Genomic DNA, 13,372 nt, shown 5'->3' with positions numbered 1-13,372 from the left:
AAAGCATCGGTAAAAGTTGGAAAGTGTCATTGAAGATTGGAAAGTGTCATTGACGATTGGTAGCTACCGGTGCACGAGTAATTTATAACGCGGTGCCAATTTCAAAAATCGGCAAATACATGGAGACAACCACGCCGCCCACCAGCGCGCCAAGGACAACGATAATAATTGGTTCCATCAACGAGGTCAGGGCATCGACTTTGTTATCCACTTCTTCTTCGTAATAGTCAGCGACACGGTTAAGCATGGCATCCAGCGAGCCGGCTTCCTCACCAATACTTACCATTTGAACGGCCAACGCGGGAAAACGGTTGGTCATACGCATGGCGAAATGCAGCTGTTGTCCAGTCGTTACATCTTGGCGCACTTCGTTAATGGCTTTGATATAAACACGGTTATCCGCTGCCCCGGCGGCGGTTTCTAGCCCCTCGATAAGCGGCACGCCTGAGGTGAACGTTGTCGCCAAGGTACGTGTAAATCGCGAAACAGCAGATTTGTGCAAAATATCGCCAAGAATAGGAAGATGAAGCATCAGGCTATCCAGCCGATAAGCAACGCGCGGCGAGCGTCGTGCTGCGGCTTTAAGCAGCATGATGCTAGCGACCAGCGTGCCAAGTGTTTGTAGCCAGTACTTTTGCGCCATGTCTGATAAGTTAACCGTAAACTGGGTAAGCGCCGGTAGCTCCGCACCAAACCCCTGAAACATACTTTCAAATTCGGGCACAACTTTAATAAGCAGCAGCATGGTAACCGCAACGCCGATGGTCATGACTGCAGTAGGGTACCAGAGCGCTTTTTTGACACGGTTCTTGAGTGATTCAACTTTCTCTTTATAACTGGCAATCCGTTCCAGCATTTGGTCAAGCGCACCAGCTTGCTCGCCTGCATCTACCAAGTTAACAAACAGGCGGTCAAATTGTTTGGGGTGCTTTGCCATGGCGCCGGAAAGGCTATCGCCGGAAGAGACGTCTTCCATGATTTGTTGGGTAAGCGCCACCATCGCGGGTTTTTTTAAGCTTTCAGATACGGCTTGTAGCGCCTGCAGAATAGGAATGCCTGCACGCACCATAGTGGCCATTTGCCGTGCAAAAATCATAATGTCGACGTTGGTGACTTTGCCGCGGCCACTAAAGCTGCTGCGCTTTTGCACCTTGGTGGCGACGATACGCTGCTTCGCCAGTTGTTCAATAACGTCGGGTTTCGTGCGACCAATCAGCTCGCCTCGCATGACACGGTCTTGAGGGCCTTTGCCTTCCCACTTCCAGCGATGCAGCGGCGCTGGCTTTTTGCGGCGTGCTTTAGCGTTAGCCATGGCGCGGGTTACTCCTTACTGATGCGGTTAACTTCTTCCAGGCTGGTGCTGCCATCCAGCACACGGCTTAAACAACGTTGATGCAGGCTTGGGTAGCCTTCGCGGCGGGCCTGCTGATCAATTTCCAGTGCATCCCCATCGCGCATAATTAACTGGCGCATGGCATCGGTAATGGGCATCACTTCATAAATACCGACACGACCTTTATAACCGTGGGTGCACTGTTTGCAGCCGACGGCCGAATAAATCGTGCCGTTGCGAATATCCTGCTGGCTAAAGCCTGCTTTACGCAGTGCTTCGGCAGGAATATTAGCGGGTGTTTTGCACAGGTTGCATAGCTTACGCGCCAAGCGCTGGGCAATAATCAAACTAACGGAGCTTGCGATGTTGTAAGAGGCAACACCCATATTCGCTAAACGAGTTAGCGTTTCAGCGGCAGAGTTGGTGTGTACGGTAGATAGCACTAAATGGCCTGTTTGGGCGGCCTTTACGGCAATTTCGGCGGTTTCCAAGTCACGAATTTCGCCCACCATGACCACGTCAGGGTCTTGGCGTAAAAAGGCCCGCAGAGCGCTGGCGAAGTTTAGGCCGATTTTAGGCAAAACGTTAACCTGATTAATTCCCGATACTTTAATCTCAACCGGGTCTTCTGCCGTACAAATATTGCGCTCAACTTGGTTAAGAATATTGATACCTGTGTAAAGCGTCACTGTTTTACCGCTACCCGTAGGCCCGGTGACCAGAATCATTCCCTGGGGTTTCCCAAGCGCATGCTCATAAGCGGCTTGCTGTTCAGGGCTAAAACCCAGCTGTTCGATACCCAGTTGAGCAGAGGCCGGGTCTAACAGACGCAGTACTATTTTTTCACCAAACACAGTGGGCAATGAATTCACCCGAAAATCAATTGAACGAGTGCGTGAAAGCTGTAGCTTGATCGCGCCATCCTGAGGCAGTCGCCGTTCAGAAATATCCAGCCGTGACATGATTTTTAATCGGGCTGCAATGCGGTGCCGCAGCGCAAACGGCGGGCGAGCAATTTCAACCAACATGCCATCGATACGAAAGCGCACCCGGAGCTGAGTTTCATAAGGCTCAAAATGAATATCGGACGCGCCACGGCTGATGGCATCTAGCAGTATTTTATTCACGAATTTAACCACCGGGGCGTCTTCGCTATCTTTTACTGCCTTATCAAACGTTGCCTCATCTTCGCCAAGCTGAACAATATTCAACGCGCTGACCGCATCATCAACGTTTTCTAGCTCATCTAGCATGCTGCGTTCATTTTGCGCCAGGTATTGCGTTAAGGTGTTTTTAAGCTGATCAGCAGGTGCCAGCACGCCATCGACACTTAGCCCGGTGGCGAACTGCAATTCATCGAGTTGGGTAAGCGTGGCGGGGTAGGGCACCGCAACGGTAAGGCGGTGCCCATGACGCGCCAGGGGAAGAATATCCAGGCGCTCTAGTATTTTAACGGGGTAGTCGTTTGCGGGGGGCAGCGCATTAATACGAATGGCATCCAGGTCAACGACGGGTAAGCCATACTCCCAGGCAGCAGCCAGTGCAGCTGCATCAGCTTCTACAAGCCCGCTATCAACTACATGCTGCAGTAGCGACACTTCAAGCTCGGCTGCCGTGCTTTCCGCAACAGTCGCTTGGGCATCGGTGAGTATGCCGTGCTTCACTAACCGTTCAGCGATACCGCGCAGGCCACCATGTGAAGCCGCATGGCTCAGCGTAGACTCTGGGGCAGGTTGGCTCATGGTGATCTCGGCGGTATGGCAAATGTAAGCCACCTTGTACCATATTCAGCGTACGCAAGGTACTCGTGGCCCTAATGATCAGGCGATGCCGGCATTGGTTCAAAAGGTTGAATAACGGGTGATAAAAGCATGACATCGGTCATTGCCAACACTGAAAGGGTCGGATAATGTAAGATGAACTTACCTAAATCGTTAAAATTTGTTACATCCACTAAAAATGATGACTAAACGCAAGGGATTCTTATGACGCAACCTACCCAAATGCAACATCCCCGCCGCTTTAAGCAACGCGGTTTCACTTTGATTGAGCTGCTGATCGTTGTAGCGATAATCGGTATTTTGGCCGCTGTGGGTGTGCCGCAGTATGGTAATTATCTTAATCGTGCTGAAGCGAATGCATGTCTTGCTGAGCTAAACTCATACCGTTCGTTAGTTGTGGCTGCAAATGTAGATCCAGCCGATCCTAATGACCCTGACAATTACGAGTTTCAGTCTTGTGAGCCTACTCCCGCTCAACTCACTTCTTTGGAAACATATTTTTTAGGCACAGCCGCTCCTGATTCTGCGAGTCTGGCAATAGAAACTGGTCGTGATCCGAGCGTATATGTAACTGCCCAGGGGAAAATTAGTACTGACGAGGCCGATGCACCAGGTACCTGAACTTCCAGTAGTTTTTTTAAATTAAGCTGCCTCACGGGCAGCTTAATTTTTGGTGTCATATATGGATAATAACAGTAGAGTTAGCGGCTATACTTTGATTGAGCTTCTTTTAGCCATTGTAGTTGCTGCGATTTTGTCAGCACTCAGTCTACCCGCCTACTTAACCTACCTCGACCACTCTGCCTTTGGTGCTTGCCAGCGGGAATTGGCTACGTTTAAGACCCAGGCTTTAGCAAGTAATCACCTTGACGATACGTTAGCGCCGTTCAGCTTTGGTGCCTGCGCCGTTGGTGATGATGGCCAGCCTAATCAAGCGGCTGTCGCCTCGGCCTTTCGCGGTGTTTTTGAGGGCGAAGCAACGTCGCTGATACTCGATACCCAACGCCAGGGCGTTCAGGCGCAAATTACCCAGCAGGGCACAGTTGAGCGTGTAACAGCACCATAGTTATCCTTATCCCTCGCAAAGCCTTTCTAAACATCCATACTGCCTGCTCATTTCCTCTCTACACTTAACGCTCCTGACCATAAGGAGCCGATGATGAAATCGATCCCTCTTAGCGCTTGCCTATTAGTTTGCACCCTGTTTTGGCAGGTGGCTGCCGTTGCGCAGCCTGCCCACGCGCCCGCCCATGGTGCTAGAGATAATAGTGCGAGAGACAATAGCGCCAGAGACAACGGTGCACATGCCGAGCGCCAGCGTGGCGGGCAGGATATAGGCCGCCATGAGCGTCGCCATCGCGACGAGCGCACTGTCGACCTTCCTCGTATCAACGAACGTGAACTGCTTCGTCTGTTGCGCCACTACGATGCGCCACGTGCCCAACCATTGCCGCCGGGTATTCAGCGCAACGTAGAACGCGGTAGGCCATTGCCCCCGGGCATTGCAAAACGCTTTGATGGTCCGTTGGCCTCTCAGCTGCCCCAATACCCCGGCTATGAATGGGAGCGCGTAGGCGCAGATGTTGTGCTTATTGAGGCCGCTACCCGCGTAGTGGTTGATGTGCTGGTCGATGCGCTTCTTTAACAACTGTTTCGCCTGCTGTCATGGTAATGCCATGCGCCACCGCTTAAGCTGAGCTTAACGTTAGGTAACGTGACCCAAGCAAGGAGCATTAATGACGGCCTATACCCTAGAAGCGCGGCTGGCACTGGCAGTGCGCATTGCCGAAGAAGCGGGCGAGATGATTCGCCGCGCCCGCGAGCAGCAAGACTTTAGCCAGCACTTAAAAGCTGGTATTGAGCTGGTAACCGATGTAGATGTGGCAGTGGATACGCTAATTAGCCAGCGCTTGGAAGCGCATTTTCCTGGCGAAGCAAGGTTGAGCGAAGAGCTAAGCCCAGAGCGTGCGCTGCATACCCCCGCCGAGCAGCTGTGGGTAGTAGATCCCATCGACGGTACCGTTAACTTTGCCCAAGGCCTACGCCATGTGGCGGTGTCGATCGGCTGGATTGAAAACGGCGTTGCTAAAGTAGGTGTGGTTCACGCGCCTTTCCTAGGTGACACCTTTAGCGCAGCAGAAGGGTTGGGCGCGTTTTGTAATCAGCAGCCGATAAAACCCAGTGGGGCGGATACGCTTGAAAATACGTTGGTAGCCACTGGATTTCCCTACGATAAACAGGCGCGTAAACAACTCTTACCCCGTTTAGAAGCCGTATTAACATACTGCCAAGATGTTCGCCGCAATGGCGCCGCGGCGATTGACCTTTGCGATGTCGCCTGTGGTCGATTGGATGCGTATTACGAAAGTGTTTCACCCTGGGATTTCGTTGCAGGCTGGGTAATAGCCCGCGAAGCAGGTGCGAAAGTCGGGCACTTAACAGAAGTACCTGACGGCGTGCCAGCGGACCTCTACCCTAAGCAACTGCTCGTAACGACCCCGAAGGTTTACGATGCAATGGCATCGCTGCTCAAAAGCATCGATTGAATAAAAGCGGCAAGCAACTGAATAGAAAGCGCAAAAATGGCTTTTCATTTGGTTAATAAAACGCTAGTATACGCACCGTCTTGAAGCAAACGATGTAGGCTAACAATCATTGCTAATCAAGGCATCGGAGTGTGGCGCAGCTTGGTAGCGCGTTGCAATGGGGTTGCAAAGGTCGCAGGTTCGAATCCTGTCACTCCGACCAAAAAAATTATATAAAACGGTCACTTAGCGAATCATGCGGTGGCCGTTTTTTGTTGCTTAACTTTCTAGGTGACATATAGGTGACAGCCGTCCGAAATTTTCACCTTTTGCAAGCCGATTCTGTAGAGAAATGGGGAATTGAATAGCGTCCTTAATAGGAGTTCTTTGGCGGGTTTTTCACCCTGAAGGTTTCACAGTAGGTCAGCCGTTGCACTGCTCCACGGGTGTTGTTTTTTGTTGCCTCTGCCGTTGCGTTTCCCATGCCAACATCTGTCAGCGTGCATTCTTGCTCGATGCGAACATTTGCTAACACTTTCTGAAGTAGATACGAATAGAAAATCCCGTGCGCGTACTGCTCCGAAAAGGTGCCTGCAAGGGCAAGTGGTATCCACTAAGGTTTCCAGCAAACAGGCAGATTCCGGCTTTCCTTTGATAATAGGGAAAATCCCTTATTCCCAGCTTCACCACGTCAGCAGTCAGGCACCGATACCCTAACAAGCCCCAGCTTTCCCCGGCGGTTGCGCTTCAACATGACTTCCGGTTATCCGGTGGCCATCAGCGCCAGCACTGTGCGTAACGTCAAGTCATCCATCTGTCTAAATTCGACAGATAGCCAGCCATCCGAGCGCACCGTCACCCGCAACGGAACCACCTGTACATCATCGCGGCATCCACGCGGTAGCAATCCCCACCTCCACCATCTCGAAACCTTACAGCTACGGGCTTTTTAGCTGCCAGTGGTGGAGCACCTGCAATGCCGGAAAAGTGCCGAGCTCCAGGCACTCTACGCCTCGTGGCTGGTGGGGTGTCGCACAGAGGAACCTAGCGTTTTTTCAGGTGAGGCAAAACGCAGCGGGAAATTGCGGAAGCGGTGGGGGTAACCCACCCAACCGTAGGCAATGTCTTGGATGGTAAAAAAGGAAACGGTTTCGAAATTTACCAGCCTGAAGAATTGCCAGCGCCCGATGATTTTGACGATGAAACCGAATGGCATCCCCCGGTGGTTTCGCGCATTAAAAGTGCGCGGTTTTACTGCGCGAAGTTGTGCGCGGATTGCGTGAAGATAGTGCGTGAAGGCGGTGCGTGAAATGCGTACCAACAGTGCGTACTTTTTGCCTCTGGATTGCGTACTGGTACGAACGCACAATTCGTACCGGAGCCTCGTACCACTGTTCGCGCCTTGAGTTTTCCCTAGTAGTTCAGCGCCAGCAATATCAGGTTTTATCAGGTTCCAATGTTAAGTTTTGACAGGTTCCTATGCTAGGAATTGCTAGGCTTCCGGCTGCGCACCAGACGTGCGCACCAATACCATAACGAACGCACAATTCGGACATAGGGTTCGGACAAAGTTCGCGCGAACAATGCGAACCTAAGGCGCGAACCAGTGCAATCTCCCTTATAGAAACCTTATGGTATTCCTGCCTCGCTCCCTTAATGCGACCTTAGTGCTTTTGGCATCAATACCCTTGACGTAAAACGCCCCAGCAAAGGCCAGGGCGCGGTTAATGATGTGGTCAGTGTACCCGGTGCGGTGCGGGTGTTTTCCTCAACTGGTCGAGCATTCCCCGCTGTTCTGCATGTTCGAGTAGTTCATCCTCTGACGTGTCCAGCGCTTGGGCAATATCAGCAAGGGCATAGACTGGCTGGCCTTGATCGTTGTACCCGGCGGGCTTCAGTTCCGGGAAGTGTTCGTTCATTCCCTCCCGTAGTGTTTCAAGGATCGGCAGACGCAGGAACGGCGGGTGTTGCTCATCATAGGCGCGGGCAACCATTGCATCAGTATCGCCACGCTCGATGCCTCCGAAGAACTCACGGCGGGCCTTGCGTTCGACGCTATCCAGTAACGCGGCAATATGGCTGGCTAGTGGCTTCTGCAAGCGCTCTGGGGGTACGCACAGCGTATGCGCTGCCCATGTTTGCCCAGCGGTTAAGTGATCCAGCGGTTGCCCACTGTTAGCGGCTTGGGTCAGTGATTCGCGTGTGATAATCATATCGTCACCAATTTAGAGTGGTTACTTTTGGTGGTTATTGTTGGTGGTTACTACGCGGCGGTTGGCGGTAAATCATTATCTAGCATAGTATTCACCAGCCCTTGCAGGCGTGTAAGGCGTAAACGCACCAGGGCAGCAAGTGCCCCCGGTGGTAGTCGCTGCTCGATGGTTTCCAGTGTATCCGCGCATCCCATCAACGTGTCTTGATCGGGTGTTGGTTCCAGCGCCAGCAACACAGCGTGGGCGCTCTCTGCCAAGTCAGCGTCGATACTGCGCAGGCTGGCGGCAAGGCGACGTGCTTCAATGGTGGTTTCATCCAGCATGGCGACTACCTCCCCGTAGTTCATTGTTAGCGGCGCGTCTGCCTGAATTGTCGCGGGCAGCCTCCCGTGGTTCAGCGCTGGCGGCTTGCTGCCAAGTGGTCACATAGCGCTGTGCTGCTTGTAGAGCATCCCTTGCTGGGCGCATCCCAAGGCAGCGGGTCAGCAGCCGTTCATCCTCTGGCACCAAAGCGCAGTGCTGGCGAATCAATCGCAGCCATTGCGGGGCATGATCGACCACGGTCGCGGTGGTAGTTGTCTGAGTAACAGCGGCAAGGGTAGGCGGCAAACTCGGCCATACCGCCTTGGCGTTTGCCAGCGCTTGCGGATCGTTCAGCAGGCGGCGGCAATGAGCGCGGGCGGTGGCGTCATCCGGTGCAACTTCAAAAACGTCATCCAGTACCACTGCCAACTCGGCAGCGGCTTCCTGTGTTAGTTGGGCCATGGCCTCACGCGCCAGCGCTTCTACCAATCCCAATGAACGGCCCACGGCTTTCAGGCCACCAATAATGGCCGCAATCTCTGCCGGGGTGGTGGGCGAGTGTTCGGCCTGAACTTCCCGTGCCCATTGATTCGTCCCTGTCGAATCTGAACGGGAACAGCGGGAACGCCGGGAACATCCCTGTTTTGTATGGCCTTTTTCTGTTCCCGGTGGCGGGAACGTTGCGGGAACAGCGGGAACACCTGCCCTTAACCGACGCTGCTGGAGCACATCGCGCAAGCTCATTGGTCAGCCTCCTTGGGAAGTACCGCATATAGACGTTTGATTGTGCCGTTCACGCGCTTATTGACGGCCAAGCGCCCGGCTTCTTTCTCATACAGCCAGTTGGCGTCATCCAAGACAGCCGCAATCGTCTTGGCATCAAAGCCTTTGGCAGCTTCTTCAAGCTCGGCCTTCTGGAAATAGAACACGCGGTCATTACCTACGTTTGACCAGTAGCCTGCTCGCTGGTGAACGGTGGGCTGGTGTTGGTCTGGCAGGTAGTCAGGCTTCGTGGGCACTAGTTCACTAAAGCGAGAATCCCCGTGGCGCTCGATAAAACTCCTTACTCCTTCCAGGATCGCTGTGTCTTCGGGGGGTAGGCTCCCGCGCTCGTTCTGCCATAGCGCAAAGCAAGTGGCGATAGCATCAAGCGCGTAGCCCGGCTGCCAGCCTGTAATGCCTGCCTCTGTTGCCAGTTCACCCGCCATTGCCAGTAGGCCAAACGCGCCAGCGGCACGGCTGGAAACGCCATCCTGTGTGCCAATGAAGGCCGGGTCTTGCATGATCTCGTGATACAGCGCGGGTAAGTCGTCACGCTTGAGCAAGTAGTTGATAAACGCCATGCCTGCGTGGCCGTAATGTTCTGCCGTGGCGCTTTTGATAGCGTTGGCAAAGTCGCTAGGGTTCATGCCCTGGGTATCGTCAAAGGCACCGTAGCGGCGGCCAGTAGCGGGAATATCCAACAAGCGGGCATCCTGTCCCGCCTTGGCTGTCTTGCCTGCTTCGCCCATGTGAGACGCTAGGCTGCGTTCGCCACTAGACAGCAACATCAAGCGCCAGCGTTGCGCTTCACGAATACCGCCTGTACGTGCAGCACGTTGTTTACCGACGCCGTTGGCTACCATGTACACCATGCTCCCGGCTTCGTGTGGATTCGCTTGGCTCAGTTCATCCAGCACCATGCAGGTGTCGTTTTGAGACGCGGCTAGCGCCTCCACGCCGTTTCCGGTCGCAGCCCATGGGCGTAGGAATTGCGGGCTGCCCCACACACTCGCGGCTATTTGTAGCCCGGTAGTCTTGCCCTTGCTGGAGCCACCACGCAGGTTGAAACCCAAGCCTCCCGCTGCTTGTTGCTTAGCGGGCCATATCAACGGCCCCGCTAGTGCTACGCATACGCACATCACCATGATGGGATTGTTGTTGGCCTTGCTGGCAACGTCTTCACGCCAGCCCGCTAAGGTGCCCCGCGTTTCAAAGTACGTGGCACGCATGGCTTCAGCGCTAAAGCTGTAATCCTGATTGCCTAGCGTGCGGTGGGGCAGCACAAAGGCGCTTGCGTTGTCATGCCAACCTGTCGTGGTAGCGGCCACAATGCGGCCCTTGGGGTGACTGTCCATGATGAAGTCAGCCAGCTTGGCACGGTGTTTCAGGCTGTGAGTGTGGCCCATGTCTAGCAATTCCCGGCGAAGCTCGGAACCGCCTTCACTGAGTAGCCGCATGGGTAGCACACGCTCACACCATCGGCCCTCGCTGTTTCTGAATCGCAATTGACGGCCAAAGTTACCACCATGCTCGTCGCGGCTGATTGCTGTCACTTCGATGGGGTCAGCAATGCGCACATCATCGCTCACCAGTTCCCCGTTGCGCTGCTTGGTGCCATGCCACCACAGCCCGGCAGGCTTAACCTTGTCATCAACCACAAACGGTGCGTTATGGTTAGCGAAACATGGCCGCTTGATCTCTGGGGTGAGTGGATCGCCGTCTTGTGGGTCGGTTTCCTGCCCCATTGGCGCGTTTGTTCCCGGTGTTCCCGCCGTGTTCCCAGTGGGAACGGTGTCAGGTTTTTTTGCTAACCTGCTGTTTTTACTTGGCTCCTTGGTGCTTGTTCCCGCTGTTCCCGGTGTTCCCGCTAGAATTCGAGAAGGGTGGCTGCTAATGGGGGCTGTCGTGTCGCTGACTTTCCTAAACAAGTCCAAGTTATCGTCTGGCTGCCAACTCATAAGCCATGCTCCTTGCGGCACAAGGCCACGTCGGCAAAGTCGGTGCAGCGCTGGCAGTCAGCGCAGAAGGTCGGCATCAACACCTTGGCCCCAATAGCCAGCGCAGCCAGCCGTGCCTTAGTGACGCCGGGGTTGCCATCGGTGAAGCGGTCGTCATCAGCAGCTAGGGTGATGGTGATGTTGTCCGGTAGGTGCTGGCGCAAACGGCGGGCCACGGCTTCCAGGTTGTCCGCATTACGCGCCACGACCACGGGCACGTTCATCGCCTCGTAAAGCGCAGCGGCGGTTGCCCAGCCCTCAGCGACCAGGACGCGCTCAGCGCCAGCCAGCTTGCCCACCAGCCCGGCCACGCCTTTAACACGTCCGCCAAATAGGGGGCGCTTAGCACCATCGGGAAAGATACGTTCCAGGTTGACCAGTTCGCCGTCATAGAACAGCGGCACCAGCAGTGCAGAATCACGTTGGCGTAGGCCATGCGGTGCCAGGCGCTTCTTGGTCAGGTAAGAGTGACCAGGGTCAGCAGCGCCAGCCATGGCCCACCAGCGGCGGGCCTGTTCGGCTGTATTGACCTGTTGTTGGCGTCGTTCGGTCTCGCGTTGCTCCTTGGCTCGCATTGCAGCCAGCCGGGCTTCAGCAGCGGCGGCGGGGTCAGCTTTGCTGCCAGTGGTGACGGTATGCTGCTCCCCGGTATGCCAGAAGCCATAAACAGCCACTTCCAGCGAGGGGCAGACGTACCAGCCGTTGCGGTTGCCCTTGGCCTTGTCGGCGGTATCGAAGCGGTGAACGTCACCATCTGCACGGATCGCCAGCCCGGTAACGCCATACGCGGCCAGGGCATCGCCTAGCGCCTGCTCGATGGTGCTATACTGGCGGCACTCTGACTTATGGATACTCCCATGCTCCCGGCCCACATAGGCCGGGGTTTTTTTTGCAAACTCAGTCATTGGCTTTTTCCTCCGCCACTTGCTGAGATGTTGTGCTTCGTTGCGTTAAGCAGCGCCAGCCGTTAGCTAGTAGGTGAGCAAGTTCATACATCGTCATCACCTCCTCTCATCAATACTTCATGGCTGATAAAGGCGGCGCGCTCATCCAGGTCATTGGCGATAATTTCCAACGCTTCCAGCAAGCCTTCGCGGCAATAGGTGCTGGTATCCTCATCGTGCAATACGCTCGCAATCGCGCTCACTGCATGGCTGGCGCGGCGCATGATGAATACGTCACCCGTTAAGCCCGCATTATTGAAATAAAGCTGATCTTGAAGGGTCATGATGCAGCCCTCCCGGCAACGGCTGCTTCAGCGGTGCTGGCATAACCTTCACCTTCGGCCAGCCAATCGAGCACATCCTTAAGCCGGTAGCGGATCGCGCGCCCCCGGCGAATAAAACGTGGTGCGGGCTTGCCCAGAAGGGTGCCGGTGCAACGGCTCTTGCGTGCAGTGGTAGGGGCGGCGGGAATCAGGCCGGGGAATACTGCCGTCTCGGGAAGTTCGATAAGCGCCGGGTCGAAGCCATCGCGGTAGCGGGCCAGGGCATTGGCGAGGGTGTTGCTTGAGTCGTGTTGCTTGGTAGGCATTTGAGCGTCTCCACGTTGCTGGTTGACGCTTCCATGGTGAAGTTGGCGAAAGCAATGAAACCGATATGGGCAACATTAAAAGCTACATTGCCAAGTTGCCGTACTACCATGAAAGCGTCTGTATGTTGCTAGTTGACGCTCTCATGGTGGCGTGATCTCGCCCGGCATAGGTGCAGTTGGACTGGGGGCTAGTCCAGTATCAATCCAAGTCAGCTTTTTGAACCGGCAGCATCCGATTCAAAATCGGGCCTAGTGTGTTGCGACTTGCTGGCGCTCTAATATCGCTCAGTTTTAAATCATCCAGAAGCTCATCAGCCACTTCGTATGGCTGTCTTATCTCACGGTACCCGTACTGCAAAGCCATCAGAGCCGCGATGATGCGCTGATAGGTAGCTTCTCGCCTGGGGTGTAGCTCGTCATTCTCGCTCTCGCTGGCATTTTTCCCCGCAGGCATGACGCGCAGCGCTTCGGGTATGTCGTCATCCTTAATACCTGACGCTCTCAGCCATCGGCAAACCTCTTGGCGTTCGATGGTTATACGAATATCCTCGTTCGCGTTAGTCTGCCAAGGCACATCCCCATGCCGCCAGTCTACCCACCATGTATCAGTGACGCTGAGGAGAAACTCCTCATCGCCCGTTTCTTCATCTACTGTGGTCGGGTATAAATCTTGTTGGAACTCCTTATGTAAAACTTCAACATGATATGGCGTCAGATAACCATCTTTGGCTGCGCAGATAATGACGCGACACCATTCCTTATATTCTTTGATCTCGTGATCAAAAATATTGCCGGTTTTAGCCAAGGAAATATCAAAACCGGTCAGTAATGCCGCAACATCATCAAAACTCAGCCTAGCGGCAACGTGCCAGGGTGAAAGTGCCATGCGCTACTCCTCGCGCTCACTTCATGAAAGGTGGCCGGC

General features: G+C 54.4%; 16 protein-coding genes and 1 tRNA gene. 5 read left to right on the top strand and 12 right to left on the bottom strand.

Annotation, left to right across the window (positions count from 1 at the left end):
- Nucleotides 1-82 precede the first annotated feature (82 nt).
- Together ELY33_RS15615 and pilB are read right to left on the bottom strand one after the other, a co-directional pair.
- Nucleotides 83-1,312 (bottom strand): type II secretion system F family protein, encoded by a 1,230-nt coding sequence (locus ELY33_RS15615; protein ID WP_126948826.1) that lies wholly within the window; start codon nt 1,310-1,312, stop codon nt 83-85.
- Nucleotides 1,313-1,320: 8 nt separating this feature from the next.
- Nucleotides 1,321-3,075, bottom strand: a complete 1,755-nt coding sequence (pilB, locus tag ELY33_RS15610; RefSeq protein ID WP_126948825.1) for a type IV-A pilus assembly ATPase PilB — start codon at nt 3,073-3,075, stop codon at nt 1,321-1,323.
- A 243-nt stretch (nt 3,076-3,318) separates the two neighbouring features.
- Between pilB and ELY33_RS18345 the strand changes: the two genes are divergently transcribed.
- From ELY33_RS18345 to ELY33_RS15585, 5 genes are all read left to right on the top strand, one after another.
- Entirely contained in the window at nt 3,319-3,735 is a 417-nt protein-coding gene (locus ELY33_RS18345; RefSeq protein ID WP_340148140.1) for a prepilin-type N-terminal cleavage/methylation domain-containing protein, read from the top strand.
- A gap of 61 nt (nt 3,736-3,796) precedes the next feature.
- Nucleotides 3,797-4,180, top strand: coding sequence for a type II secretion system protein (locus ELY33_RS15600; protein WP_126948824.1), 384 nt, complete (start codon nt 3,797-3,799; stop codon nt 4,178-4,180).
- 93 nt (nt 4,181-4,273) lie between these two features.
- Nucleotides 4,274-4,759: an anti-virulence regulator CigR family protein gene (locus ELY33_RS15595; RefSeq protein ID WP_126948823.1), complete on the top strand. Its 486-nt coding sequence runs from the start codon at nt 4,274-4,276 to the stop codon at nt 4,757-4,759.
- A gap of 91 nt (nt 4,760-4,850) precedes the next feature.
- Nucleotides 4,851-5,660: an inositol monophosphatase family protein gene (locus ELY33_RS15590; RefSeq protein ID WP_126948822.1), complete on the top strand. Its 810-nt coding sequence runs from the start codon at nt 4,851-4,853 to the stop codon at nt 5,658-5,660.
- A gap of 125 nt (nt 5,661-5,785) precedes the next feature.
- Nucleotides 5,786-5,862: transfer RNA gene (locus ELY33_RS15585), tRNA-Pro, on the top strand.
- Nucleotides 5,863-6,402: 540 nt separating this feature from the next.
- Here the strand turns inward: ELY33_RS15585 and ELY33_RS17915 are convergent.
- From ELY33_RS17915 to ELY33_RS15540, 10 genes are all read right to left on the bottom strand, one after another.
- A complete protein-coding gene (locus ELY33_RS17915; RefSeq protein ID WP_167470106.1) occupies nt 6,403-6,546 on the bottom strand; it encodes a hypothetical protein in 144 nt (47 codons plus the stop codon).
- A gap of 99 nt (nt 6,547-6,645) precedes the next feature.
- Nucleotides 6,646-6,960 (bottom strand): hypothetical protein, encoded by a 315-nt coding sequence (locus tag ELY33_RS15580; protein WP_126948821.1) that lies wholly within the window; start codon nt 6,958-6,960, stop codon nt 6,646-6,648.
- Nucleotides 6,961-7,375: 415 nt separating this feature from the next.
- Nucleotides 7,376-7,852, bottom strand: a complete 477-nt coding sequence (locus ELY33_RS15575; protein ID WP_126948820.1) for a hypothetical protein — start codon at nt 7,850-7,852, stop codon at nt 7,376-7,378.
- A 50-nt stretch (nt 7,853-7,902) separates the two neighbouring features.
- Entirely contained in the window at nt 7,903-8,175 is a 273-nt protein-coding gene (locus ELY33_RS15570; RefSeq protein WP_126948819.1) for a hypothetical protein, read from the bottom strand.
- A complete protein-coding gene (locus ELY33_RS15565) occupies nt 8,165-8,899 on the bottom strand; it encodes a hypothetical protein (RefSeq protein WP_126948818.1) in 735 nt (244 codons plus the stop codon). The genes ELY33_RS15570 and ELY33_RS15565 overlap by 11 nt, the downstream gene beginning before the upstream one ends.
- Complete coding sequence (locus ELY33_RS15560; RefSeq protein ID WP_126948817.1) at nt 8,896-10,875, bottom strand: DUF927 domain-containing protein; 1,980 nt, start codon at nt 10,873-10,875, stop codon at nt 8,896-8,898. Before ELY33_RS15560 ends, ELY33_RS15565 begins: the two co-directional genes overlap by 4 nt.
- Nucleotides 10,872-11,819, bottom strand: a complete 948-nt coding sequence (locus ELY33_RS15555) for a toprim domain-containing protein (protein ID WP_126948816.1) — start codon at nt 11,817-11,819, stop codon at nt 10,872-10,874. The genes ELY33_RS15560 and ELY33_RS15555 overlap by 4 nt, the downstream gene beginning before the upstream one ends.
- Nucleotides 11,820-11,902: 83 nt before the next feature.
- Nucleotides 11,903-12,142, bottom strand: coding sequence for a hypothetical protein (locus ELY33_RS15550; protein WP_126948815.1), 240 nt, complete (start codon nt 12,140-12,142; stop codon nt 11,903-11,905).
- Nucleotides 12,139-12,447: a hypothetical protein gene (locus ELY33_RS15545; protein ID WP_126948814.1), complete on the bottom strand. Its 309-nt coding sequence runs from the start codon at nt 12,445-12,447 to the stop codon at nt 12,139-12,141. The genes ELY33_RS15550 and ELY33_RS15545 overlap by 4 nt, the downstream gene beginning before the upstream one ends.
- A 199-nt stretch (nt 12,448-12,646) precedes the next feature.
- Nucleotides 12,647-13,333 (bottom strand): hypothetical protein, encoded by a 687-nt coding sequence (locus tag ELY33_RS15540; protein ID WP_126948813.1) that lies wholly within the window; start codon nt 13,331-13,333, stop codon nt 12,647-12,649.
- Between the last annotated feature and the right edge of the window lie 39 nt (nt 13,334-13,372).

The organism is Vreelandella andesensis (genome assembly GCF_003989795.1).
Taxonomy (GTDB): domain Bacteria; phylum Pseudomonadota; class Gammaproteobacteria; order Pseudomonadales; family Halomonadaceae; genus Vreelandella; species Vreelandella andesensis.
The sequence above is the reverse complement of the archived record's forward strand: the minus strand, read 5'-3'. Positions and strand labels throughout refer to the sequence as shown.

Excerpts from the sequence above, each read along its gene's own strand:
- ELY33_RS15615 (WP_126948826.1), bottom strand. The coding sequence starts at position 1,312 with ATGGCTAACGCTAAAGCACGCCGCAAAAAGCCAGCGCCGCTGCATCGC.
- pilB (WP_126948825.1), bottom strand. The coding sequence starts at position 3,075 with ATGAGCCAACCTGCCCCAGAGTCTACGCTGAGCCATGCGGCTTCACAT.
- ELY33_RS18345 (WP_340148140.1), top strand. The coding sequence starts at position 3,319 with ATGACGCAACCTACCCAAATGCAACATCCCCGCCGCTTTAAGCAACGC.
- ELY33_RS15600 (WP_126948824.1), top strand. The coding sequence starts at position 3,797 with ATGGATAATAACAGTAGAGTTAGCGGCTATACTTTGATTGAGCTTCTT.
- ELY33_RS15595 (WP_126948823.1), top strand. The coding sequence starts at position 4,274 with ATGAAATCGATCCCTCTTAGCGCTTGCCTATTAGTTTGCACCCTGTTT.
- ELY33_RS15590 (WP_126948822.1), top strand. The coding sequence starts at position 4,851 with ATGACGGCCTATACCCTAGAAGCGCGGCTGGCACTGGCAGTGCGCATT.
- ELY33_RS15575 (WP_126948820.1), bottom strand. The coding sequence starts at position 7,852 with ATGATTATCACACGCGAATCACTGACCCAAGCCGCTAACAGTGGGCAA.
- ELY33_RS15570 (WP_126948819.1), bottom strand. The coding sequence starts at position 8,175 with ATGCTGGATGAAACCACCATTGAAGCACGTCGCCTTGCCGCCAGCCTG.
- ELY33_RS15565 (WP_126948818.1), bottom strand. The coding sequence starts at position 8,899 with ATGAGCTTGCGCGATGTGCTCCAGCAGCGTCGGTTAAGGGCAGGTGTT.
- ELY33_RS15560 (WP_126948817.1), bottom strand. The coding sequence starts at position 10,875 with ATGAGTTGGCAGCCAGACGATAACTTGGACTTGTTTAGGAAAGTCAGC.
- ELY33_RS15555 (WP_126948816.1), bottom strand. The coding sequence starts at position 11,819 with ATGACTGAGTTTGCAAAAAAAACCCCGGCCTATGTGGGCCGGGAGCAT.
- ELY33_RS15550 (WP_126948815.1), bottom strand. The coding sequence starts at position 12,142 with ATGACCCTTCAAGATCAGCTTTATTTCAATAATGCGGGCTTAACGGGT.
- ELY33_RS15545 (WP_126948814.1), bottom strand. The coding sequence starts at position 12,447 with ATGCCTACCAAGCAACACGACTCAAGCAACACCCTCGCCAATGCCCTG.
- ELY33_RS15540 (WP_126948813.1), bottom strand. The coding sequence starts at position 13,333 with ATGGCACTTTCACCCTGGCACGTTGCCGCTAGGCTGAGTTTTGATGAT.